Below are 21,175 nucleotides of genomic sequence, written 5' to 3' on the forward strand. Positions count from 1 at the left end.
GCCCGTCTCTGGCGCGCCTTCGCGCATGCGCTGGGGTTTTCGCTAGTCCCTGCTTTTTTGACAGACCTGCTGCCTTGGTCCATGGTTGAAAATCTCGGGGGGAGCGGATGCAATGGCATGCGGCTGGCATCCGATGCCCGATACACCGCCATCCTCCGGTTTGCTGAAGATGTACCCCAGGGCGCGCCCTCTACGGTCGAGGGCGTTCAAGCACTCACGAGGAGGTACCGGGCATGCGAATCGACTTCACGATCAACAACGGTGGTGACGCAGCCGCGCGCTACCTCACCTGGGCGCCGTCGCCATTGCGGCTTCGCCTGCTCGATGCCACGCCGGGGCCGGATGTGGTCGCAACCCTGTCGGAAGATCGCCAGCCCAATGGCGGCTCCATCCGGTTCTGTGCGACGCCCGATGGCAACTTCACCCCGACGCTCAAAGTGCCGCTGCCGGCGAGCGGTGCCTCCGTGACGGTCTACGTTCGCGGAAAATTCGGCACGCCCAGCCAGGCCGATGGCGACGTCAGTATCGTGGTCGGCGGGCCGGCGTCGGAACTCGGCCGCTTGCCCGTCATGGTGCGGGTGCGCAAGAACGCGAATCAGCTGACCCCGGCCGAGCGGGACCGCTTCATCTCGGCCATGGCGCAGATCAACAACCGGGGGACGGGGCGGTTCACCGATTTCCGCAACATGCACGTCGCGGGCCGTGCCGATCAGCAGGCCCATGGCGGCCCCGGCTTCCTGCCGTGGCACCGGGCCTATCTGCTCGACCTGGAGCGCGAGCTGCAGGCCATCGACCCCGCGGTGACGATCCCGTATTGGCGCTTCGATCGGCCGGCGCCGAATCTGTTCACCACCGACTTCATCGGCGTGCCGGATGCGCTCGGCACGGTGGGTTTCAGCCCGGCCAACCCGCTGCAGTTCTGGGCCACCGACGGCGTGCAGGGGATCCTGAGGCGCCAGCTGGGCGCGAGCCCTGGCGCGCAGGCCGCCCCGAACATCCTGACCGAGGCGCAGACGCTGGCGCTCGGCAGTGCGTACCGGAATTTCCGGGGCATGCAGGGCAATCCGCACGGCTCCGCGCATGTCAGCTATTTCTCGGGCAGCATCTCGTCGATCCCGACCGCCGCCAAGGATCCGCTGTTCTTCCTGCTGCACTGCAATGTCGACAGGCTGTGGGCCAAATGGCAGTCGCAGGTGGGGCGGTACGATGCGAACGTGGCGGCCGCCTATGACGCCGGTCCGACGCCGACGAGCCTGCTCGCGGGCCACAATCTGCACGACACGCTGTGGCCGTGGAACGGCATCGTGACGCCGCCTCGGCCGTCGACCGCCCCCGGCGGAGCCATGGCCGGATCGTCGTGCGTCTCGGCGCCGGGGAACGCGCCCCGCGTCAGCGACATGCTGGACTTCCAGGGGGTGGTGAGCAGTTCGGCCAAGCTCGGCTTTGCCTACGACGATGTGCCCTTGCCCTGATCCGACCTTCATTGGGAGCGCACCACCATGACTGCAAACAAGACCAAGGGCAAGGCTTCCGGCTCCGCCGCCCGGAAGGCCGCCACGAAGCGCCCGGCCGCCGTCGCTGTGAAAAAGGCGATCGCCAAGCCGGCGCGCGTGGTCGCGGCAGCCGCCAAGCTGCTGTCGACGGTGCTCGATGCCTCGGCCCGGCTCAAGGAACGGACCCAGGCATTGGCCGAGATCGGGACCAACGTGGCCGGCGATCGCGATACGTTCAAGCAAATCGTCAGCCTGGTGAAGGACACGTCCGTGGACGCGACCTTGCGCAGCAATGCGCTGTCCCAGCTGCAGGCGGTGACCTTTGATCCTTCGGCGTTCGCGCCGTATCGGGCGGCCTACATGACAGCGCTGCGCAGCCTGCGCCGCGACCCGGACATGAACATCCGGCAGCGCGTGTTCGGGCTTCTGGCCCGCGAGCTTGACCCCGACACCCAGGCGCTGCTGCTAGGCGGGCTGGAAGGCACGCAAGACGCGCTGCTGCCGCCCGAGAAGGCGCTGCAGCTGCTCAGCTATGACCCGCATGCCGGCGCCTACGATGTGGCCAGGAAAATCGAGAAAGCCCCGCCGAATGCGCTGGCGCGGCGAGAGGCGCTGCGTGTGCTGGCTGCCGATGCCGATTCGGCGGATCGCTTCGCGGATGTGCTCCGGGACAAGACCGAGCCGACCGAGATCCGGCAGATCGCGGCCGGCGCGCTCAATCACCTGGCACCCGAGCGCATGCAGGCCATCGCGCGCGAGATGGCCGTGGACGACAGCGAGAGCGACGACCTGCGCACCGTCGGCCTGACTGCCCTCGCGCACTTCGGAGACCCGGGTGCCCTGACCACGGACGCTCAACTGCAGGCGCACGTCCAGAAGATCGCCGAAGGCGAGGGCGGCACCGGGCTCCAGGCCGCCGCCGAGCAGTTCAAGATCCGCTGCAGCTGAGGCGACGCCGTGGCGTCCGGTCTCCTGCCGTGGACACAGGAGCGCTTCAAAGCGGCGGTGGCCGAGGCCGCCGCGCAGCCGGATTGCTCCGCCCGCACGCAGGCGCTGCTGGTCCTGATGCGGGAGGAGCACCCGGCGTATGTCCAATGCAGCGCGGCGGAAGTGGTGCGCCGGCGCGGCTGGGTGCTGGTCGAACTCGGCAACGCGGGCCTGGAGCCGGCGGCCATGCCCGTCGTGCTGGAGGAGCTCGAGACAGGCCACCAGCCCTACCTCCTCGCCGCCGCGGCGCGCGCGCTGCGTCAGGCGGAGGCGCCCAGCCCCGCGCTGGCGCCGATCCTGCTGCGAGCGCTCGAGGCGCTGGTGCGCCGCGACGATCTGGTGGATCTGACGGTGTGGGGAGGGACGGCGGCATCCGACGCCGCCGGCTCGGCACTGGGCGAGGCCCTGGCCACGCTGCGCTGGCTGGCGCCGCAAGCGCATGGCATCCGGCAGGGTCTGCGAGACCTGGCGGATGGCGCGGCCGGCCCGCTGGCCGAAGACCATCGGCTGGCCGTGCAGGCGGTGCTGGACGACATCGCGGCCCGTGACCTGCCGGACAGCAGCGATTGCTGCGCATTGCCCCTGTCCTGGCGCAGGTTTGCATCCGGCGGCGATGCCGCGGCACCGATCTCCACTGTGTGTTTCGAAGATCAGGACGGCGTCAGCGTTTCCTGGGACCACCTGTTCCTGGGCCAGCCGAGCGTCGTCGCGTTCTTTTACACGCGCTGCGACAACGAGCAGAAATGCTCGCTCACCGTCAGCCAGCTGGCGCAAGTGCAGCGCCTGCTCGTGTCGGCCGGCGCACAGACGTCGGTTCGCCTAGCGGCCATCACCTATGACCCGGACTTCGACCTGCCCCACCGGTTGCGGGGCTATGCCGAGAGCCGCAGCCTGGTGCCGGGGGCGCATTGCCGGATGCTCAGGACGACGCAGGGCAGGGACGCGCTGCAGGACTACTTCACGCTGGGCGTGAACTTTGCAGGGTCCGTGGTGAACCGTCATCGCATCGAGGTCTTCGTGCTCGATGCATCGGGCAGGATCCGGGCGACCTATCAGCGGCTGGGCTGGGATCCGGTCGAGCTGGTCAACGAGGTGCAGCGGATCACGAACGCGCCGGAGCGGATCGACGAAGGGCAGGGCAAGGGTGCGGCGATCACCGGTACGGCCCCCGGCCTGTGGGCGCTACTGCTGGCGCTGCTGCCCAAATGCCCGATCTGCGGAGCGACCTACCTGAGCAGTTCGGGGCTCCTTGCCTTGCCGTATCTGTCGGGCTGGCAGCAATCCTGGCCGGCGATCCTGCTGCTGCTGATCATCAATCTGGCCGCGATGGCATGGTTCGCGCGCTCGCGCAAGCGATGGTGGGCACTGGCGTGGTCCGTTGCCGGCGCGGTCACGCTGATCGGTCCGGGGCTCGCGCTTGGCCATGCAATGGCGATGGTGCTTGGTGCTGCATTCACCGCTGTCGGATCGCTGCTGGCAGCGGCCGCTGTCGTACCAGGCATCCGGGGCGGGGGGCGTGGCCCGGGCATCGGCTCCGTCCGGCGCCCGCGCCGCCCGGCCGGGCGGACCGTTCCGCTTGTGCGGCAGGCAGCCACCGGCGAGTCGCCGCCGCCCTCGTGAGTCGATGTCCGTGCGATTGCCGATGCTCCTATCGGCGTGTCGTGACGCGCGAGGCCGGGAGTGGCCCGCAAGCTCGCACGCGCCGGGCCGTCATGTCCCGGTTTCGCTGCGCACCATCAGGACCGGTTTGTTGGTCTTGTGGACCACGCTTTCGGCCACGCTGCCCATGACGAGGTGCCTCAGCCCGCGGCGGCCGTGCGTGCCCAGCACGATCAGGTCGGCGTTGGACACGTTGGCCTCTTCCACGATGGTCGACGAGACCTGGCCGAGCGACGACGGTTTTTCCATCAGCTTGGTGGTATGGCGCACGCCCGCGCTTTCCAGTTTGGCTGCGGCGTGTGCCAGGGTCTCCCGGCCGTATTCCCGGATGCGCGCTTCGGCGCCGCGCGCGTCGTAGCCGATGGGGGTGAAGAAGGCATCGGTGCTGTCGACCACAAACAGTGCCTCGACCTCTGCACCGCTCACCTTGCTGACGAGGATGGCCTGGTACAGCGCCAGTTCCGATGCGTGGCTGCCGTCGACGGCAAGCAGGATGCGTTCATACATGGCAGTCTCCGTGTCGGGGCATGCGGCCACGCGCCCTGCGTGGCCTGCTTTTAGCGTAGCCGCTCGCGCGGCGCGCTCCTTGATACGCATCAAGGCCCGTCGATCGGGCTCCGGACCTGGAGGACGGCCGCGCCGGTCACCCGTCCCGCGCGCAGATCATCGAGCGCGGCATTGGCTTCGGCGAGCGGGTAGAGCGTGACGTGCGATTGCAGCGGCACCGTCGCCGCCACGCGCATCAGCGCCAGGCCGTCGGCGCGCGTCAGGTTCGCTACCGACATCAGCTTGCGTTCTTCCCAGAGCAGCCGATAGGGAAACGCCGGGATGTCGCTCATGTGGATGCCGCCGCAGACCACCGTGCCACCCTTGACGACGGCTTGCAGCGCGAGCGGCACCAGCGCCCCCACCGGGGCGAAGATCAGCGCGGCATCGAGCGGCGCGGGCGGCGGCGCTTCGCTCGCGCCCGCCCAGCAGGCGCCGGTGTCGCGCGCGAGCTGCTGCGCGCCGGTATCCCCCGCCCGGGTGAAGGCAAAGACTTCGCGCTGCTCGGCCACGGCAATCTGCGTGACCAGGTGGGCCGCCGCGCCGAAGCCATAGATGCCAAGGCGGCGCGCGTCGCCCGCCATGCGCAGCGTACGGTAGCCGATCAGCCCCGCGCAGAGCAGAGGCGCCGCGTGGGCATCGTCGTACCGTGCCGGGATGGGAAGGCAGTAGCGGGCATCGCAAACGGTGTATTCGGCGTAGCCGCCGTCACGCGTGTAGCCGGTGAAGCGCGGCCGGTCGCACAGGTTTTCCTGGTCGCGTCGGCAGAACGGGCAGGTGCCGCAGGTCCAGCCCAGCCAGGGCACGCCGACACGCTCGCCCGTGGTGAGCCCGCTGACGCCGGGTCCGCACGCATCGACCGTGCCGACGATCTCGTGCCCCGGAATCAGCGCCGGCTTCGGATCGGGCAATTCGCCGTCGACGATATGCAGGTCCGTCCGGCAGACGCCGCACACTGACACCGCGATCCGGACTTCACCGGGACCGGGTTCGGGCCGCGGTACGGTCTGCCATTGCAGCGGCGCACCGGCGCGCGAGCAGACCATGGCTTGCATCGAGGCAGGCATGGTGGATGCGGTGCCCGATCCGGGGCGAGACGGCCGCCGGTGGCTACTCAGGCCGGCTGGTCCGGATACCGAGCACGGCGTACAGCGGGCAGGTCCGGACCGCGCCGGTGAGCAGCGGAATCAGGCCGACCCAGCCCAGCCACGCCGGGATCCGGCCGGTCCAGGCCAGTGCGATCAGCGCGATGCCCAGCACGACGCGCAGCAGGCGGTCCAGGGTTCCTACGTTGGCATGCATGGCGTTGCTCCCTCCCGAAGTGATGTGGAATGGCGGGGTGCCGCGAACGGCAGACGCGGTCGTGTCGTGATCGAACGCCTGCTCCGTCCCGGAATGCCGGCCAGCGGGGCGCGTCGCCGCTGGGGAGGCCGATCGTGTCGTCCATCGTCCGTCAGCATTCCGGCCTGCTGGCCGATCATTCGCGCTGGCGATTGTGCCGCCGTCGACAGTCAGCGCCGCGCGCCATCACTCCGGGGCTCGGGGCCACATCGCAATCCACGTGCCCGACCAGACTGCGCATCAGCCGGGCACCGTGCCACAGCGTGGCCGTGTCGGTACGCGGACGATGCGGCGCGCGCAGATTGCTGCGATCCTCTTGGTGGGGCGGCCGGACCTCTGCACCAACTATAGGCACGTGACGGCCAGGCCGATTGATTCTGCGCAAGAGATGATGTTCGCGCCCGCGCGGTGCGCTAGGTGGCCGAAGCCGTCGCCGTCGCTTCGCTCTTCTTGGCGGGGGCGGGCGTGCGTGCCGGCGGTTCAGGCCGGGTCTCGCTCAGAGGGTCGAACAGGCTGCGCACCGGCGCCATCAGCGGATCGCTGCCCCAGTTCGAGGCCAGGGTGCGCCACGCATCGGCACAGGTGTGCGCCTCTTGCAGCAGGGCGGCATGCTGCTCGTTCATGAGGCCCAGCATGGTCTGGAACATCTTGGTGTTCTGTTCGATGCGGCACTGGAGCAGCGACGTGGGCAGGGCCGCCATCTCGGGCCATGTCTTCGCCTCGGAGGCCGAGGCGCATGCCTCGAGCGAGCGCTGCTCGGCATCCTCCACACTCTTGAGCGTCAACTTGAGCATGCGCTCCTGGCTTTCCTGCAGCGTGGTCAGGGTATGCAGCGCTGTCTGCAACTGGGTTCGGAAGATCTCCAGCGGAATATCGATGCGTGGTTCCACGATGTGCCTCCAATGCGTGTGCGCGAAGCCCTGCCGATGTGGTCTCGCATGATGTTCGGACTCCCCGGCGCCGGTCCCGGTGGTGCTTGTTTCTGTGAATCGACAGTGGGTGCGATCAGTGTAGGTCGCGCAGGGCGTGGTCGCCCGGCGCGTCGGCGCGCAGTGGCCTGCTGCCGTCATCGCGAGCGTGCTGCTTCGCTGATGTACGTCAAGGCGCATTCCATGCCGTGCGCCAAGATGGAATCGCGGACGCCATCCAGCGGCTGTGTTGCGGGCCAACCCGGGGCAACCCGCGCAGGCGCGTGCGCCAGGTTTGCCGATCGGCTTCGGCGCATCGAAGGCGCTCGGGTGCCGAGCCGCTCGATGCCGCGCGCGTACGTCCCGGTGGTGGATGGAACGGTCACGCTGGCCAACTGCCTGCGCGATCCGAAGGCATCGCGCGTGGCATACGAGGCGGCATGGATCGTGCGGGTTGTCGAGGCCAACGCGGGTGGCCGCGCGGGCCGGTGGTTGGCGTTCGGCCGGTCGTTGTCCGGGGGCGCGGGCACTTGCAGTTTCGCGCGAGGCATATCATGGAAGCAGTCCTGATCGTGTACGACTCGCGTACCGGCACGGCCCGCCAGGTCGCGCAGCGGCTGGCGGCGCAAAGCGGATGGGCCCTGGCCGAGGTTGGCGACCTGCGTCCGCGGGCCGGCTTTTCGGGCGATGCGCGATGCGTGCTCGAGAACGTCCTGCGCATGCGCGCGTCCTACCGCTACGAAGGGCCGGCGCTTGATGGCTTCGAACAGGTGATCGTGATCGCACCCGTGTGGGCGGGGCGGCTGGCTTCGCCGATGCGCATCTTCCTGGCCGATCGACTGCCGTTTCCGGTGAGGCTGTCCGCGGTGTGCGTGATGGCGGCGCGCGGCGCCTTCAATGCGATCGAGGAAATCGCGGGGCTGACGTCGACCCTGCTCGCACCGGTGCTTGCGCTGCTGCAGCGTGACGTTGCGAGCGGGTTGTCGCAAGATGAGATCAGCGGATTCATTCATCAGGTCAGGGCGACGGCGTCCCGGGATGCTTCGCGTCGGCGGGCCGCGTGGCTGTCGCCGTCGGAGGCGTGACCCGCCGGCGGCCGGCCTGACGGCACAATCGACGAGCAAGGAGAGTGGCCATGGCCCAGTTGACCGAAGCACAGCAGCATCAACTGATCGCGCTGCTGGACGAGCAGGAGGCGCGCCTGCACCGACAGCTCACCGAGCTGGAGTCGGTGTCGCCCGCCGATGCCGAGCCTGCCGTGGAGCCTTACGAAGAAGTCGACCTGGCCGACCTGGAGGCCTCGGAGCGGGCCGCCGACATGATGCGCAACCACTATCGCACCGAGCTGGCGCAGATTGTCGTGGCGCGCGAACGGCTCGCCGACGGCCGCTATGGCCTGTGCGTCGATTGTGGCGAGGCGATTCCTTTCTTGAGACTGCAGGCGCAGCCGACAGCGCAATGCTGCGTGGCCTGCCAGCGCAAGCGCGAGCGCAGGTGGGCGTGAGGTGCCGGGCAGCGGCGCGACGGGGCGGCGCGCAGCGTGGCCCGCAGCGTGGCCCGGCCTACATGCCGAAGCGGAAATGCCCGCTGCGCAGGACGATGTTGTGAGAGTCGGTCAGCTTGAAGAGCGCGCGCGCCATGTCTTCAATGGCATCGCGGTGCGTCTCCAGCGCCAGCAGGAGGTCTTCCTGCAGGTACGAGCGTGCGCCGAAGTGGTCTTCCAGTGCCTCCGCCGTCACGGCATAGCAGGCAGGCGAACCGTCGACGTTCGCCACGCACGTGAGCGTGAGGTTCGTGGCGCTGTACTGTGGCCGCCCTGGAGGAAACTCGATCGATTTCATGGACGCCCCTTGTCAAAACGCGGCACGCCGTGCCGCTTGCATCCAGTGTATTGCGTCGCATCCTGAATGCAATGGAGACGCATGCGGAGCATTGACGGTGCTCAAGTCTGCCGGGGCAGGTATCCGTCGCGTCGTGCGCGCGGTGTCAGCGCGGCGGCATGGCGCCGATGTTTGCCTCGACGCCTGCATCGGCGAAAGCCAGGTCGACGCAACCCTGCGAGAACGGCCGCTGCGCGCGAGGCTGTCCGAGAACGAAGCGCCGCCGCCGTGTGGGCACGGCCGGTGATCGCGGGATCTCTCGGGCGGTGACCGAGGGGCGACTGCAGTCGCGTGTCAGGCGCCGGCCTGAATGGCCTGGCGCGCTATCTCCACCCCCTTGTTGGCCAGCGCATCGGCGCGCTCGTTGCCGGGGTGGCCCGCGTGGCCCTTGACCCAGTGCCAGCTCACCTCGTGCGTGACCACCAGTTCATCGAGCGTGCGCCACAGGTCGTCGTTCTTCACGGGCTTCTTGTCGGCGGTCTTCCAGCCGCGTGCTTTCCAGCCCGCCAGCCATTCGCTGATGCCTTTCTGCACGTATTGCGAATCGGTATAGACCTTGACCCGGCACGGACGCTTGAGCGCGCGGAAGGCTTCGATGACGGCCATCAGCTCCATGCGGTTGTTTGTGGTGACGGCCTCGCCGCCGAACAGCTCTTTTTCGTGGCCGCCCGAGACCAGCACGGTGCCCCAGCCGCCGAGGCCCGGGTTGCCCTTGCATGCGCCATCGGAATAGACGGTGACTTCCTGCATGAAAACGATCGGTGATAGGTGAGGGGGATACCGCGGGCCCGGCTCAGGCGCCGGACTTGCCGTCGCGCGCGGCGACGGGCGGTGTCTTGGTGGTGTGCGAGCCCGACGGCGTGGCCACCGGCGTGCCGGCCGGCACCAGCGTCGGCGACTTGCGCGTCTTCCATGCCGGTCCGACCAGCCGGACGCTGCGCACGCGCTTGACCGCCTGCAGCATGTAGACCGCGCCGAAGATCGGCCACCAGCGGTCGCCGGCCTTCTCCATGAAGGCCGTGCGCTGCAGCCATTTGTCGGTGCGGTTGGGCGGGCAGTAGCAGCCGAAGCGGCCGCGCACGATATCAAATCCGAGCAGCTTGAGCCAGTCCTTGAGCCGCGTGAAGGCAATCATCTGGCTCTGCGCCGGCAGGAATGATTCCGTTCCCAGCCGCCGCATGCCCTGGCGCATGCCCCACAGGCTCAGCGGGTTGAAGCCCGTGATGACGAGCCGGCCCTCGGGCATCAGCACGCGCGCCACCTCGCGCAGCACTTCGTGCGGGTCGTCGGTGAACTCCAGCACGTGGGGCAGGGCGACCAGGTCGATGCTCTGCGAGGCGAACGGCAGCTCGTCGTAGCGGCAGATCACGCGAGGCGTGGCCTGGCGCTGCGGCACGACGGGCTCGGCATCGGCCTCGCCGGGCGGATCGGGGTCTGCCGGGTCGAGTGTGTCGATCGGCGCACCGGGATCGATATCGTCGATCACACGGGCGATCAGGGGGATGCGGTTTTCCCGCAGCGCGCCGAAGCCCGGGTGACCGAGCTGCAGTGCGTGGAAGCCGAACATGTCGGCGACGGTGCGGTCGAATTGGGCCTGTTCCCAACGCAGGACGTATTGCCCGGGCGGCGAAGCAAGCCAGTGATGCCAATCTATAATGCGACGATCGGAAGAGGAGTCGGGCATGGTCCAGGGTGGTGTGCCGCTTGCCGTGGAGGCGATCGCTGCGTTTACCGACAATTATATTTGGGCACTTCACGATGGCCGCGTAGCCGCCGTGGTCGATCCCGGCGACGCGCAACCGGTGCTCCGCTTCCTGCAGGCGCGCGGTCTGGCACTCGGTGCCATTGTAATCACACATCATCACGGCGATCACGTCGGCGGCGTGCAGGCGCTGGTCGAGGCTTATCCGCGCGACCCGTCCGGCGTGCCGTTGCCGGTGATCGGCCCGGCGGACGAGTCGATTCCCTGCCGCACGCAGGCTGTGCGCGAGGGCGATACCGTGACCCTCTCGCATCCCGTCGCCACCTTCCACGTGCTCGATGTGCCCGGCCATACGCGTGGCCATGTCGCCTATGTCGGCCGCCTGCAGGGGCCGGATGCGCCCGCCAGCCTGTTCTGCGGCGATACGCTGTTCGCCACCGGCTGCGGCCGCCTGTTCGAGGGCACGCCCGCGCAGATGCGGCTGTCGCTGTCCAAGCTGGCCGCGCTGCCGCCCGACACGCGCGTGTACTGCGCACACGAATACACCGCCGCGAATGTGCGTTTCGCGCGCGTGGTCGAACCGGGCAACGCCGCGCTGGCGGCATGGGAAGACGAAGTCGCCTCCCTGCGCACCGACGGGCGCGCGACCGTGCCGACCACGGTCGGCCACGAGCGCGCGACCAATCCCTTCATGCGATCGAACGAGCCCGCCGTGGTGGCCTCGGTGGCGCAGCATGCCGGTATCGGAGCCGACGATCCGGTGGCCGTTTTCGCGGCGCTGCGCGAATGGAAAAACGGATTTCGCTGAGCCGGCGCGCCAAAAGGTGCGCTAGGCGACGCTTTTTCTCGGCGTGAACGGTCCCATGCCGGGTGAAAGCGGGTTGACGCGGCGGAATGCCTTCCATACCATCGGGGGCAATTTTTGGTACCAACCCCTCAGAACTTGATGCGATCCGTGCGACTTCTCGCGGCATCTGTGTTCAGTCTGCTTCTGGCAGCCTGTGCCACGGGCCCCGCTCCGAATGCCGACACCGCCAGCACAAGCGCCGTTTCCTCCACGTCCGGCAAAGATGCGCCGGTCGTTAATGTCGATCAGCAGCCCGTGGCCTCCCTCAAGGGGCCGGCCAAGGACCTGTGGGCGCGCATCCGCCAAGGTTTCTCCATGCCCGACCTGCAGAGTTCGGCCGTGGACGACCGCGCCGACTGGTATGCCCAGCGCCCCGAGGCGTTCCGCCGCATGGTGGACCGCTCCAACCGCTACCTGTATCACATCGTCGAGGAACTCGAACGGCGCAACATGCCCACCGAACTGGCCCTGCTGCCGTTCGTGGAGAGCGCGTTCAACCCGCAGGCGGTCTCCAGCGCCAAGGCGGCCGGTATGTGGCAGTTCATCCCGAGCACCGGCAAGACCTACAACCTCCGGCAAAACGTTTTCCAGGACGAGCGCCGCGACGTGCTGGCCTCGACCGATGCCGCGCTGGACTACCTGTCCAAGCTGCACGACCAGTTCGGCGACTGGCAACTGGCGCTGGCCGCCTACAACTGGGGCGAGGGCGCGGTGGCGCGGGCGATCGCGCGCAACCAGGCGGCCGGGCTGTCGGCCGACTACCTCAACCTGAACATGCCCGCCGAGACGCGCATGTACGTGCCCAAGCTCCAGGCGATCAAGAACATCATCACCAGCCCGGAGCGCTATGGCATCACGTTGCCGGACATCCCCAACCACCCGTACTTCGTCACCGTCACCACCTCGCGCGATATCGACGTGACGCTGGCGGCGCGGCTGGCCAACCTGCCGATCGACGAGTTCAAGGCGCTGAATCCGTCGTTCAACCGGCCGGTCATCCTGGGCGCGTCCAACCCGCAGATCCTGCTGCCGTACGACAACGCCGAGACATTCCAGTACAACCTCAACACCTATCGTGGCGGGCTGTCGAGCTGGACTGCCGTTACGGTCGGCAACCGCGAGCGCGTCGAGGCGCTGGCCGCGCGGCTCAAGGTCGATCCGGACACCATCCGCGAGATCAACCGCATTCCCAAGGGCATGCGCCTGAAGGCCGGCTCCACCGTGGTGGTGCCGCGCGCCGAGGATGCCAAGGAGGACGCCCCCGACATCAGCCCCGAGCTGGCCGAGAACGCCACCATGACGGTCGAGCCCGACGTGCCCGACCTGCGCCGCGTGGTGGTGCGCGCCGGCAGGCGGGATACGCTGGCGGGCCTGTCGCACCGCTATGGCGTGTCGGTGGCGCAGCTGCGCGCGTGGAACCAGCTGTCCGGAGACGCGATCCCGAAGGGGCGCAACGTGGTCCTGATGCTGCCGCAGGCGCGCTCGGGCGCTCAGGTGCGCGCGGTGCGGGTCTCGGCGATGTCGCGTCCCGTGGCATCGGCGGTGCGGGTGCCGGTGGCGAAGGTGGCCGGCAAGCCGGTGGCCAGGGCCAAGCCCGTGGCAAGCGCGTCGGCCAAGCGCAGGAAGCGCTGAGGCTGGCAACGCAACGGCGTCCCGCGGGGCGCCGTTTTGTTTTTGGGCAGCGGTCAGTCTTGCGTAAGCCGGCGCCCGCACAGTAGGCGCACATCGCACACAGAAGCAGAGCCCGCGCCGCCGCCGCCGCGGGCCGGCCAGGAGACAACGCCATGCCCATGTCCGACGCCTATCGCGCGCTGTACCAGCGTTCCATCGACGATCCCGCCGCCTTCTGGGGCGAGCAGGCGCAGCGCATCGACTGGCAGACGCCCTACGCCGCCGTGCTCGACGATGCGCGGCTGCCGTTCGCGCGCTGGTTCGTCGGCGGGCGCACCAACCTGTGCCACAACGCCGTCGACCGCCATCTCGCCACGCGCGGCGAGCAGGCCGCGCTGGTGTATGTCTCCACCGAGACCGGCATCGAGACGACCTACACGTACCGAGCGCTGCATCGCGAGGTCAACCGCATGGCGGCGTGCCTGCAAGCGCTGGGCGTCAGGCGCGGCGATCGCGTGCTGATCTACCTCCCGATGATCCCGGAAGCGGCGTTCGCCATGCTGGCCTGCGCGCGCATCGGCGCGATCCATTCGGTGGTGTTCGGCGGCTTCGCCTCCAATAGCCTCGCCACCCGCATCGACGACGCCACTCCGCGCGTCATCGTCAGCGCCGACGCCGGCTCGCGCGGCGGCAAGGTGGTCGAATACAAGCCGCTGCTCGATGCCGCCATCGACCTCGCCGTGCACAAGCCGGCGCACGTCCTGCTGGTCGACCGCAAACTTGCCCCGATGCAGCACCGGCCGCACGACATTGACTACGCCGCGCTGGCCCGGCAGCACACCCACGCCGACGTGCCGTGCGAATGGATGGAGTCGAACGAGCCGTCCTACATCCTCTACACCTCGGGCACCACCGGCAAGCCCAAGGGCGTGCAGCGCGACACCGGCGGCTACGCGGTGGCGCTGGCCGCGTCGATGCCGCTGATCTTCGGCGCGCAGGCGGGCGACACCATGTTCACCGCGTCGGACGTCGGCTGGGTGGTCGGCCACAGCTACATCGTCTACGCGCCGCTGCTGGCGGGGCTTGCCACCGTGATGTACGAGGGCACGCCGGTCCGCCCCGACGGCGCCATCTGGTGGCGCATCGTCGAGCAATACCGCGTCAACGTGATGTTCACCGCGCCCACGGCCATCCGCGTGCTGAAGAAGCAGGATCCGGCGCTGCTGCGGCGGCATGACCTGTCCAGCCTGCGGCGCCTGTTCCTGGCCGGCGAGCCGCTCGACGAGCCCACCGCGCGCTGGATCGGCGACGCGCTCGGCAAGCCCATCATCGACAACTACTGGCAGACAGAGACCGGCTGGCCGATGCTGGCGATCCCGCAGGGCGTGGCGCCCTCGACGCCCAAGCTGGGCTCGCCCGGCTTCCCGGTCTACGGATACCGGCTCGACATCCTCGACGAGGCGACGGGCCAGCCCTGCGCGCCGGGCGAAAAGGGCCTGCTGGCCGTCGCCGCGCCGCTGCCGCCGGGCTGCATGAGCACCGTGTGGGGCGACGATGCACGCTTCCTCAAGACGTACTGGTCCGCCTTCCCCGGGCGCCCGCTCTATTCCAGCTTCGACTGGGGCGTGCGCGATGAAGCGGGCTACATCACCATCCTCGGCCGCACCGATGACGTGATCAACGTGGCCGGCCATCGCCTGGGCACGCGCGAGATCGAAGAGAGCCTGTCGTCGCATCCGGCGATCGCCGAGGTGGCGGTGGTGGGTGTGGCCGATCCGCTGAAGGGGCAGGTGGCGATGGGGTTTGCCATCGTGCGCGATGCGGCCCGCGTTGCCGAGCCGGCTGGCCGCATGGCGCTGGAGGGCGAACTGATGCGCACGGTGGAGGGGCAGTTGGGCGCCGTGGCGCGGCCGTCGCGCGTGTTCTTCGTCAACGCGCTGCCGAAGACGCGCTCGGGCAAGCTGCTGCGCCGGGCCATGCAGGCGGTGGCCGAGGGGCGCGATCCCGGCGACCTGACCACCATCGAGGACCCGACCGCGCTTGCCCAGGTGCGCGAGGCGATGCAGGCGTGAGTCTTCCCGGAGCGGGGTGTCGGCGGCGATCCGCGGGCGAGCCGACAAGGGGCAGTCGGCAGTCGGAACCCGCAGGGTTTTGCCGTTAAGTCCTTCCTTTTATTGAGTTTTTTGCGGTGGCGGGGTATAATTTTCAGGTTTGAGTCTAGAAACCCATCACCCTAGCGCCTACCGCTTCCTACCTCCGCCTGCTGCCCCGTCTGCCTCGTTTTTGGTGTGTGTTTCCCCCTCCCAGCCACGACGCGCAAACGGTGTGGATTCCGCCTTGCCGGAATTCCGCCCGGCGGCCCGGCGTCTGACAGGTCGGCACAGGGTGAACCCAGCAGGAGCTACCCGTGTTGCCGTCTTTCCCGCCCGCCATTCTCGCGCTTGCAGACGGCACGGTCTTTCGTGGCTATTCCATCGGTGCCGCCGGTCATACGATCGGCGAAGTGGTGTTCAACACCGCCATCACCGGCTACCAGGAAATCCTCACCGATCCGAGCTATTCGCGCCAGATCGTCACGCTCACGTATCCGCATATCGGCAACGTCGGCGTGAACCGTGAGGACGTCGAAGCCACCAAAGTCCATGCCGCCGGCCTCATCATCAAGGACCTGCCGATCCTGGCGTCGAACTTCCGCCAGGAACACTCGCTGTCGCACTACCTGAAGGGCGAGAAGGTCGTCGCCATCGCCGGCATCGATACCCGCAAGCTCACCCGCATCCTGCGCGAGAAGGGCGCCCAGAACGGCTGCGTGCTGGCCGGCGAAGACAACCCGCAGAAGGCCATCGACCTGGCCCGTTCCTTCCCGGGGCTGTCGGGCATGGACCTGGCCAAGGTGGTGTCCGTCACCCAGCCGTACGAATGGAACCAGACCGAATGGGCGCTGGGCCGCGGCTACGGCGTGCAGGACAAGCCGCAGTTTCACGTGGTCGCCTATGACTTCGGCGTCAAGTACAACATCCTGCGCATGCTGGCCGAGCGCGGCTGCCGCGTGACGGTGGTGCCGGCGCAGACCAGCGCCGCCGACGCGCTCGCCTACAACCCGGACGGCGTGTTCCTGTCCAACGGCCCCGGCGATCCGCAGCCGTGCGACTACGCCATCGCCGCCACCAAGGATTTCATCGAACGCCGCATCCCGACCTTCGGCATCTGCCTGGGCCACCAGATCATGGGCCTGGCCGTCGGCGGCAAGACGCTGAAGATGAAGACCGGCCACCACGGCGCCAACCATCCGGTCAAGGACCTGCAGGACGGCCGTGTGATCATCACCTCGCAGAACCACGGCTTCGCGGTCGATCCGGAATCGCTGCCGGCCAACGCGCGCGTGACGCACGTCTCGCTGTTCGACGGCACGCTGCAGGGCTTCGAGCTGACCGACCGTCCGGCGTTCTGCTTCCAGGGCCACCCGGAAGCCTCGCCCGGCCCGCATGACATCGGCTATCTGTTCGACCGCTTCACCGCGGCGATGGCCGAGCGCAAGCAGTAACGGCAAACGAGAGCGCATCGCCATGAACGCCTTCATGTTCGCCCACTTCGGCATCATCGAGTTCTGGACCTTCCTGCTCGGCACGATCTTCATCGTGCTGCTGCCGGGGCCGAACTCGATGTACGTGCTGTCGGTGGCGGCCCGCCGCGGTGTGCGCGCAGGCTACCAGGGCGCGTGCGGCGTGTTCCTGGGCGATGCCATCCTGATGGTGCTGTCGGCGGCGGGCGTGTCGTCGCTGCTCAAGGCGAGTCCGGTGCTGTTCTACGTCGTGAAGTCCATCGGCGCGGCGTACCTGGCGTGGATCGGCCTGCAGATGCTGCGCGGTGCGGTGCGCAACTGGCGCGCGCGCAAGGCGGGCGGGTCGGCCGAGCAGAACGCGGCCCGGGGCGACGAATCGCATCCGTTCAAGAAGGCGCTGGTCATCAGCCTGCTGAACCCGAAGGCGATCCTGTTCTTCATCTCGTTCTTCATCCAGTTCGTCGATCCGCACTTCGCGCTGCCGGCGCTGTCGTTCGTCGTGCTGGGGCTGGTCTGCCAGATCGGCAGCTTCCTGTATCTGACCACCATCATCTTCGTGGGCGCGCGGCTGGCCGCGGCGTTCCGCGCGCGACGACGCCTGGCTGCCGGCATGAGCAGCGGTGTCGGCGCCATGTTTATCGGCTTTTCCGCCAAGCTGGCGACGGCCACACTGAATTAATCGAATCGAGCGGGTTATGCCAAAACGTACAGACATCAAAACCATCCTGATCATCGGCGCGGGCCCGATCATCATCGGCCAGGCGTGTGAATTCGATTACTCCGGCGCGCAGGCCTGCAAGGCGCTGCGCGAGGAAGGCTTCAAGGTGGTCCTGGTCAACAGCAACCCGGCCACCATCATGACCGACCCCAGCACGGCCGATGTGACCTACATCGAGCCGATCACCTGGGAAGTGGTCGAGCGCATCATCGCCAAGGAGCGTCCGGACGCGATCCTGCCGACCATGGGCGGCCAGACCGCGCTGAACTGCGCGCTGGACCTGCACCGCCACGGCGTGCTCGAGAAGTACAACGTCGAGCTGATCGGCGCCTCGCCCGAGGCCATCGACAAGGCCGAAGACCGCCAGAAGTTCAAGGAAGCGATGACCAAGATCGGCCTGGGTTCGGCCAAGTCGGGCATCGCGCATTCGCTGGAAGAGGCGCTGGCCGTGCAGGCGCAGATCGCCCGCGAGACCAGCTCCGGCGGCTACCCGATCGTGATCCGTCCGTCGTTCACGCTGGGCGGCACGGGCGGCGGCATCGCCTACAACCGCGAAGAGTTCGAGGACATCTGCAAGCGCGGCCTGGATCTCTCCCCGACCAACGAGCTGCTGATCGAAGAATCGCTGCTCGGCTGGAAGGAATACGAGATGGAGGTGGTCCGCGACAAAAAGGACAACTGCATCATCGTCTGCTCGATCGAGAACCTGGACCCGATGGGCATCCACACCGGCGACTCCATCACCGTGGCGCCGGCGCAGACGCTGACCGACAAGGAATACCAGATCCTGCGCAACGCCTCGCTGGCCGTGCTGCGCGAGATCGGTGTGGATACCGGCGGCTCGAACGTGCAGTTCTCGATCAATCCGGAGGACGGCCGGATGATCGTGATCGAGATGAACCCGCGTGTGTCGCGCTCGTCGGCGCTGGCCTCCAAGGCCACCGGCTTCCCGATCGCCAAGGTGGCCGCCAAGCTGGCGGTCGGCTACACGCTGGACGAACTGAAGAACGAGATCACCGGCGGCGCGACCCCGGCGTCGTTCGAGCCCTCGATCGACTACGTGGTCACCAAGGTGCCGCGTTTCGCCTTCGAGAAATTCCCGCAGGCCGACAGCCACCTGACCACGCAGATGAAGTCGGTGGGCGAGGTGATGGCGATGGGCCGCACGTTCCAGGAGTCGTTCCAGAAGGCGCTGCGCGGCCTGGAAGTCGGCGTGGATGGCCTGGACGAAAAGTCCTCCGACCGCGACGAGATCATCGCCGAGATCGGCGAGCCGGGCCCGGACCGCATCTGGTACCTGGGCGATGCGTTCCGCCTCGGCCTGTCGATCGACGAGGTGTATGCCGAGACGGCCGTCGATCCGTGGTTCCTCGCCCAGATCGAAGACATCGTCAGGACCGAAGCGCTGGTCAAGGCCCGCACGCTCGATAGCCTGTCGGCCGCCGAACTGCGCCTGCTCAAGCAGAAGGGCTTCTCCGACCGCCGCCTGGCCAAGCTGATGAAGACCACGGCCCAGGCCGTGCGCGAGAAGCGCATCGCCGAGAAGGTCCGCCCGGTCTACAAGCGCGTCGACACCTGCGCGGCCGAGTTCGCCACCAACACGGCGTACCTGTACTCGACCTACGAGGCCGAGCACGGCGAATGCGAAGCCGACCCGACCGAGCGCAAGAAGATCATGGTGCTGGGCGGTGGCCCGAACCGGATCGGCCAGGGTATCGAGTTCGACTACTGCTGCGTGCATGCCGCGCTGGCGCTGCGCGAAGACGGGTACGAGACCATCATGGTCAACTGCAACCCGGAAACCGTCTCGACCGACTACGACACCTCCGACCGCCTGTACTTCGAGCCGGTGACGCTGGAAGACGTGCTCGAGATCGTCGACAAGGAAAAGCCGGTTGGCGTGATCGTGCAGTACGGCGGCCAGACCCCGCTGAAGCTCGCGCTCGACCTGGAAGCCAACGGCGTGCCCATCATCGGCACGACGCCGGACATGATCGACGCGGCCGAAGACCGCGAGCGCTTCCAGAAGCTGCTGCACGACCTGGGCCTGCGCCAGCCGCCCAACCGCACCGCGCGCGCCGAAGACGAAGCCCTCAAGCTGGCCGACGAGATCGGCTACCCGCTGGTGGTGCGCCCGTCGTACGTGCTGGGCGGCCGTGCCATGGAAATCGTGCATGAACCGCGCGACCTCGAGCGCTACATGCGCGAGGCTGTGAAGGTGTCGAACGACAGTCCGGTGCTGCTCGACCGCTTCCTGAACGACGCCATCGAATGCGACGTCGATTGCCTGTCCGACGGCAAGCGCGTGTTCATCGGCGGCGTGATGGAGCACATCGAGCAGGCCGGCGTGCACTCGGGCGACTCGGCGTGCTCGCTGCCGCCGTATTCGCTGTCGCAGGCCACCGTCGACGAGCTCAAGCGCCAGACCGCCGCGATGGCCCGCGCGCTGAACGTGATCGGCCTGATGAACGTGCAGTTCGCCATCCAGCAGAAGGGCGGCGAGGACATCGTCTACGTGCTGGAAGTGAATCCGCGCGCCTCGCGCACGGTGCCGTACGTGTCCAAGGCAACCGGCATCTCGCTGGCCAAGGTGGCGGCGCGCTGCATGGCCGGCCAGTCGCTGGACGAGCAGGGCATCCATGATGAGGTCGTGCCGTCGTACTACAGCGTCAAGGAAGCGGTGTTCCCGTTCAACAAGTTCCCGGGCGTCGACCCGGTGCTCGGACCGGAAATGCGCTCCACCGGCGAAGTGATGGGCGTCGGTCGCACCTTCGGCGAAGCGCTGTTCAAGAGCCAGCTTGCCGCCGGCTCGCGTCTGCCCGAGAAGGGCACCGTACTGATGACGGTCAAGGACAGCGACAAGCCGCGCGCCATCGAAGTCGCCCGCACGCTGCACACGCTCGGCTACCCGATCGTGGCCACGCGCGGTACGGCGTCGGCCATCGAGGCGGCCGGCATTCCGGTGCGCGTGGTCAACAAGGTGAAGGACGGCCGTCCGCACATCGTCGACATGATCAAGAACGGTGAGCTGGCGCTCGTGTTCACCACCGTCGACGAGACGCGCGCGGCCATCGCCGACTCGCGTTCCATCCGGACCGCCGCGCTGGCCAACCGCGTGACCTACTACACCACCATCGCCGGCGCCCGTGCCGCGGTGGAGGGCCTGAAGCACCTGCAGAACCTGGACGTCTACGATCTCCAGGGCCTGCACGCCAGCCTGTAAGGCGTTCGCCAGGTCCGTGCGGCGCGGCAAAGCGTCGCACGGCGAGGCCCCGGTGGCGGCAGTTGCCGCCTGCCGGGGGTTTCGCCTACACTACAGCGTCCGTGTCAAAACAACGACAGCCGCCGTCAGGCGGGTGTGCGCTACGCGCCCTCCCGCTTCGCAGCGGCTGATTTTTTTGTGATTCTGAATCGAACAACATGAGCACCATTCCGATTACCAAGCGCGGTGCCGAGATGCTCAAGGATGAGCTGCAACGCCTGAAGACCAAGGAGCGTCCAGCCGTTGTCAACGCCATCGCCGAAGCGCGCGCCCAGGGCGATCTGTCCGAAAACGCCGACTACGATGCCGCCAAGGAGCGCCAGGGCTTCATCGAGGGCCGCATCCTCGAGATCGAGTCCAAGCTGGCCGCTGCGCAGGTCATCGACCCGGCAGGGCTGGATGCCGATGGCCGCATCGTCTTCGGCGCCACCATCGACCTGGAAGATCTGGACTCCGGCAAGCCGGTCACCTACCAGATCGTCGGCGACGATGAAGCCGATCTGGATAGCGGCAAGATCTCGATCAGCTCGCCGATTGCGCGCGCGCTGATCGGCAAGTACGAAGGCGACGTCGCCACCGTGGTGGCACCGGGCGGCGAACGCGAATACGAAGTGCGCGCGGTCAAGTACCTCTGACACCTCTGACAGAACGGAGCCCCA

At 67.9% G+C, this 21,175-nt stretch carries 19 protein-coding genes; 12 read left to right on the forward strand and 7 right to left on the reverse strand.

What is annotated here, in order from left to right:
- Nucleotides 1–233: 233 nt before the first annotated feature.
- Genes GO999_RS07290 through GO999_RS07300 form a run of 3 tightly spaced genes read left to right on the forward strand, consistent with a single transcriptional unit; the run spans nt 234 to nt 4,100 of the window.
- Nucleotides 234–1,472, forward strand: a complete 1,239-nt coding sequence (locus tag GO999_RS07290) for a tyrosinase family protein (protein WP_019718659.1) — start codon at nt 234–236, stop codon at nt 1,470–1,472.
- Nucleotides 1,473–1,499: 27 nt separating this feature from the next.
- The gene (locus GO999_RS07295; protein WP_011001449.1) at nt 1,500–2,441 is read left to right on the forward strand and encodes a hypothetical protein; all 942 of its coding nucleotides are present in this window, start codon (nt 1,500–1,502) and stop codon (nt 2,439–2,441) included.
- 9 nt (nt 2,442–2,450) lie between these two features.
- Complete coding sequence (locus GO999_RS07300; RefSeq protein WP_019718661.1) at nt 2,451–4,100, forward strand: SCO family protein; 1,650 nt, start codon at nt 2,451–2,453, stop codon at nt 4,098–4,100.
- 90 nt (nt 4,101–4,190) lie between these two features.
- On the opposite strand, the gene GO999_RS07305 is transcribed toward GO999_RS07300, so the two are convergent.
- The 4 genes from GO999_RS07305 to GO999_RS07320 form a co-directional block, all read right to left on the reverse strand.
- The gene (locus GO999_RS07305; RefSeq protein ID WP_011001451.1) at nt 4,191–4,646 is read right to left on the reverse strand and encodes a universal stress protein; all 456 of its coding nucleotides are present in this window, start codon (nt 4,644–4,646) and stop codon (nt 4,191–4,193) included.
- Between the two features lie 89 nt (nt 4,647–4,735).
- Nucleotides 4,736–5,752 carry a zinc-dependent alcohol dehydrogenase family protein gene (locus tag GO999_RS07310; protein ID WP_020832204.1) on the reverse strand — a complete coding sequence of 339 codons (1,017 nt, stop codon included), beginning with the start codon at nt 5,750–5,752 and terminating at the stop codon, nt 4,736–4,738.
- 43 nt (nt 5,753–5,795) lie between these two features.
- Nucleotides 5,796–5,987: a YgaP family membrane protein gene (locus tag GO999_RS07315; protein WP_011001453.1), complete on the reverse strand. Its 192-nt coding sequence runs from the start codon at nt 5,985–5,987 to the stop codon at nt 5,796–5,798.
- Nucleotides 5,988–6,439: 452 nt separating this feature from the next.
- On the reverse strand, nt 6,440–6,916 hold the full coding sequence (locus GO999_RS07320) for a hypothetical protein (RefSeq protein ID WP_011001454.1): 477 nt from the start codon (nt 6,914–6,916) through the stop codon (nt 6,440–6,442).
- Between the two features lie 572 nt (nt 6,917–7,488).
- Between GO999_RS07320 and GO999_RS07325 the strand changes: the two genes are divergently transcribed.
- Together GO999_RS07325 and GO999_RS07330 are read left to right on the forward strand one after the other, a co-directional pair.
- Nucleotides 7,489–8,019 carry a flavodoxin family protein gene (locus GO999_RS07325; RefSeq protein ID WP_058908529.1) on the forward strand — a complete coding sequence of 177 codons (531 nt, stop codon included), beginning with the start codon at nt 7,489–7,491 and terminating at the stop codon, nt 8,017–8,019.
- 50 nt (nt 8,020–8,069) lie between these two features.
- Complete coding sequence (locus GO999_RS07330; protein ID WP_011001458.1) at nt 8,070–8,438, forward strand: TraR/DksA family transcriptional regulator; 369 nt, start codon at nt 8,070–8,072, stop codon at nt 8,436–8,438.
- 58 nt (nt 8,439–8,496) lie between these two features.
- Here the strand turns inward: GO999_RS07330 and GO999_RS07335 are convergent, their stop codons facing one another.
- The 3 genes from GO999_RS07335 to GO999_RS07345 all read right to left on the reverse strand — a co-directional run bounded on the left by GO999_RS07335 (nt 8,497) and on the right by GO999_RS07345 (nt 10,498).
- Nucleotides 8,497–8,775 carry a DUF1488 family protein gene (locus tag GO999_RS07335; protein WP_011001459.1) on the reverse strand — a complete coding sequence of 93 codons (279 nt, stop codon included), beginning with the start codon at nt 8,773–8,775 and terminating at the stop codon, nt 8,497–8,499.
- A 333-nt stretch (nt 8,776–9,108) separates the two neighbouring features.
- Complete coding sequence (gene rnhA / locus GO999_RS07340) at nt 9,109–9,564, reverse strand: ribonuclease HI (protein WP_011001460.1); 456 nt, start codon at nt 9,562–9,564, stop codon at nt 9,109–9,111.
- 43 nt (nt 9,565–9,607) lie between these two features.
- The gene (locus GO999_RS07345) at nt 9,608–10,498 is read right to left on the reverse strand and encodes a class I SAM-dependent methyltransferase (RefSeq protein ID WP_019718664.1); all 891 of its coding nucleotides are present in this window, start codon (nt 10,496–10,498) and stop codon (nt 9,608–9,610) included.
- Here GO999_RS07345 and gloB point away from each other — a divergent pair.
- From gloB to greA, 7 genes are all read left to right on the forward strand, one after another.
- Nucleotides 10,497–11,324 (forward strand): hydroxyacylglutathione hydrolase, encoded by an 828-nt coding sequence (gene gloB / locus GO999_RS07350; RefSeq protein ID WP_211906705.1) that lies wholly within the window; start codon nt 10,497–10,499, stop codon nt 11,322–11,324. The genes GO999_RS07345 and gloB overlap by 2 nt on opposite strands.
- Nucleotides 11,325–11,462: 138 nt before the next feature.
- Nucleotides 11,463–12,995, forward strand: coding sequence for a transglycosylase SLT domain-containing protein (locus GO999_RS07355; protein ID WP_016721711.1), 1,533 nt, complete (start codon nt 11,463–11,465; stop codon nt 12,993–12,995).
- Between the two features lie 152 nt (nt 12,996–13,147).
- Nucleotides 13,148–15,046: a propionate--CoA ligase gene (gene prpE / locus GO999_RS07360; protein WP_016721712.1), complete on the forward strand. Its 1,899-nt coding sequence runs from the start codon at nt 13,148–13,150 to the stop codon at nt 15,044–15,046.
- 335 nt (nt 15,047–15,381) lie between these two features.
- Nucleotides 15,382–16,518, forward strand: coding sequence for a glutamine-hydrolyzing carbamoyl-phosphate synthase small subunit (gene carA, locus GO999_RS07365; protein WP_011001466.1), 1,137 nt, complete (start codon nt 15,382–15,384; stop codon nt 16,516–16,518).
- Nucleotides 16,519–16,540: 22 nt separating this feature from the next.
- The gene (gene leuE, locus GO999_RS07370; RefSeq protein WP_020832195.1) at nt 16,541–17,215 is read left to right on the forward strand and encodes a leucine efflux protein LeuE; all 675 of its coding nucleotides are present in this window, start codon (nt 16,541–16,543) and stop codon (nt 17,213–17,215) included.
- Between the two features lie 16 nt (nt 17,216–17,231).
- The gene (carB, locus tag GO999_RS07375; protein ID WP_016721715.1) at nt 17,232–20,477 is read left to right on the forward strand and encodes a carbamoyl-phosphate synthase large subunit; all 3,246 of its coding nucleotides are present in this window, start codon (nt 17,232–17,234) and stop codon (nt 20,475–20,477) included.
- 197 nt (nt 20,478–20,674) lie between these two features.
- Nucleotides 20,675–21,151, forward strand: a complete 477-nt coding sequence (gene greA / locus GO999_RS07380) for a transcription elongation factor GreA (protein WP_011001469.1) — start codon at nt 20,675–20,677, stop codon at nt 21,149–21,151.
- Nucleotides 21,152–21,175: the final 24 nt, after the last annotated feature.

Origin of the sequence: Ralstonia nicotianae (assembly GCF_018243235.1) — a bacterium.
Classification (GTDB): Bacteria; Pseudomonadota; Gammaproteobacteria; order Burkholderiales; family Burkholderiaceae; genus Ralstonia; species Ralstonia nicotianae.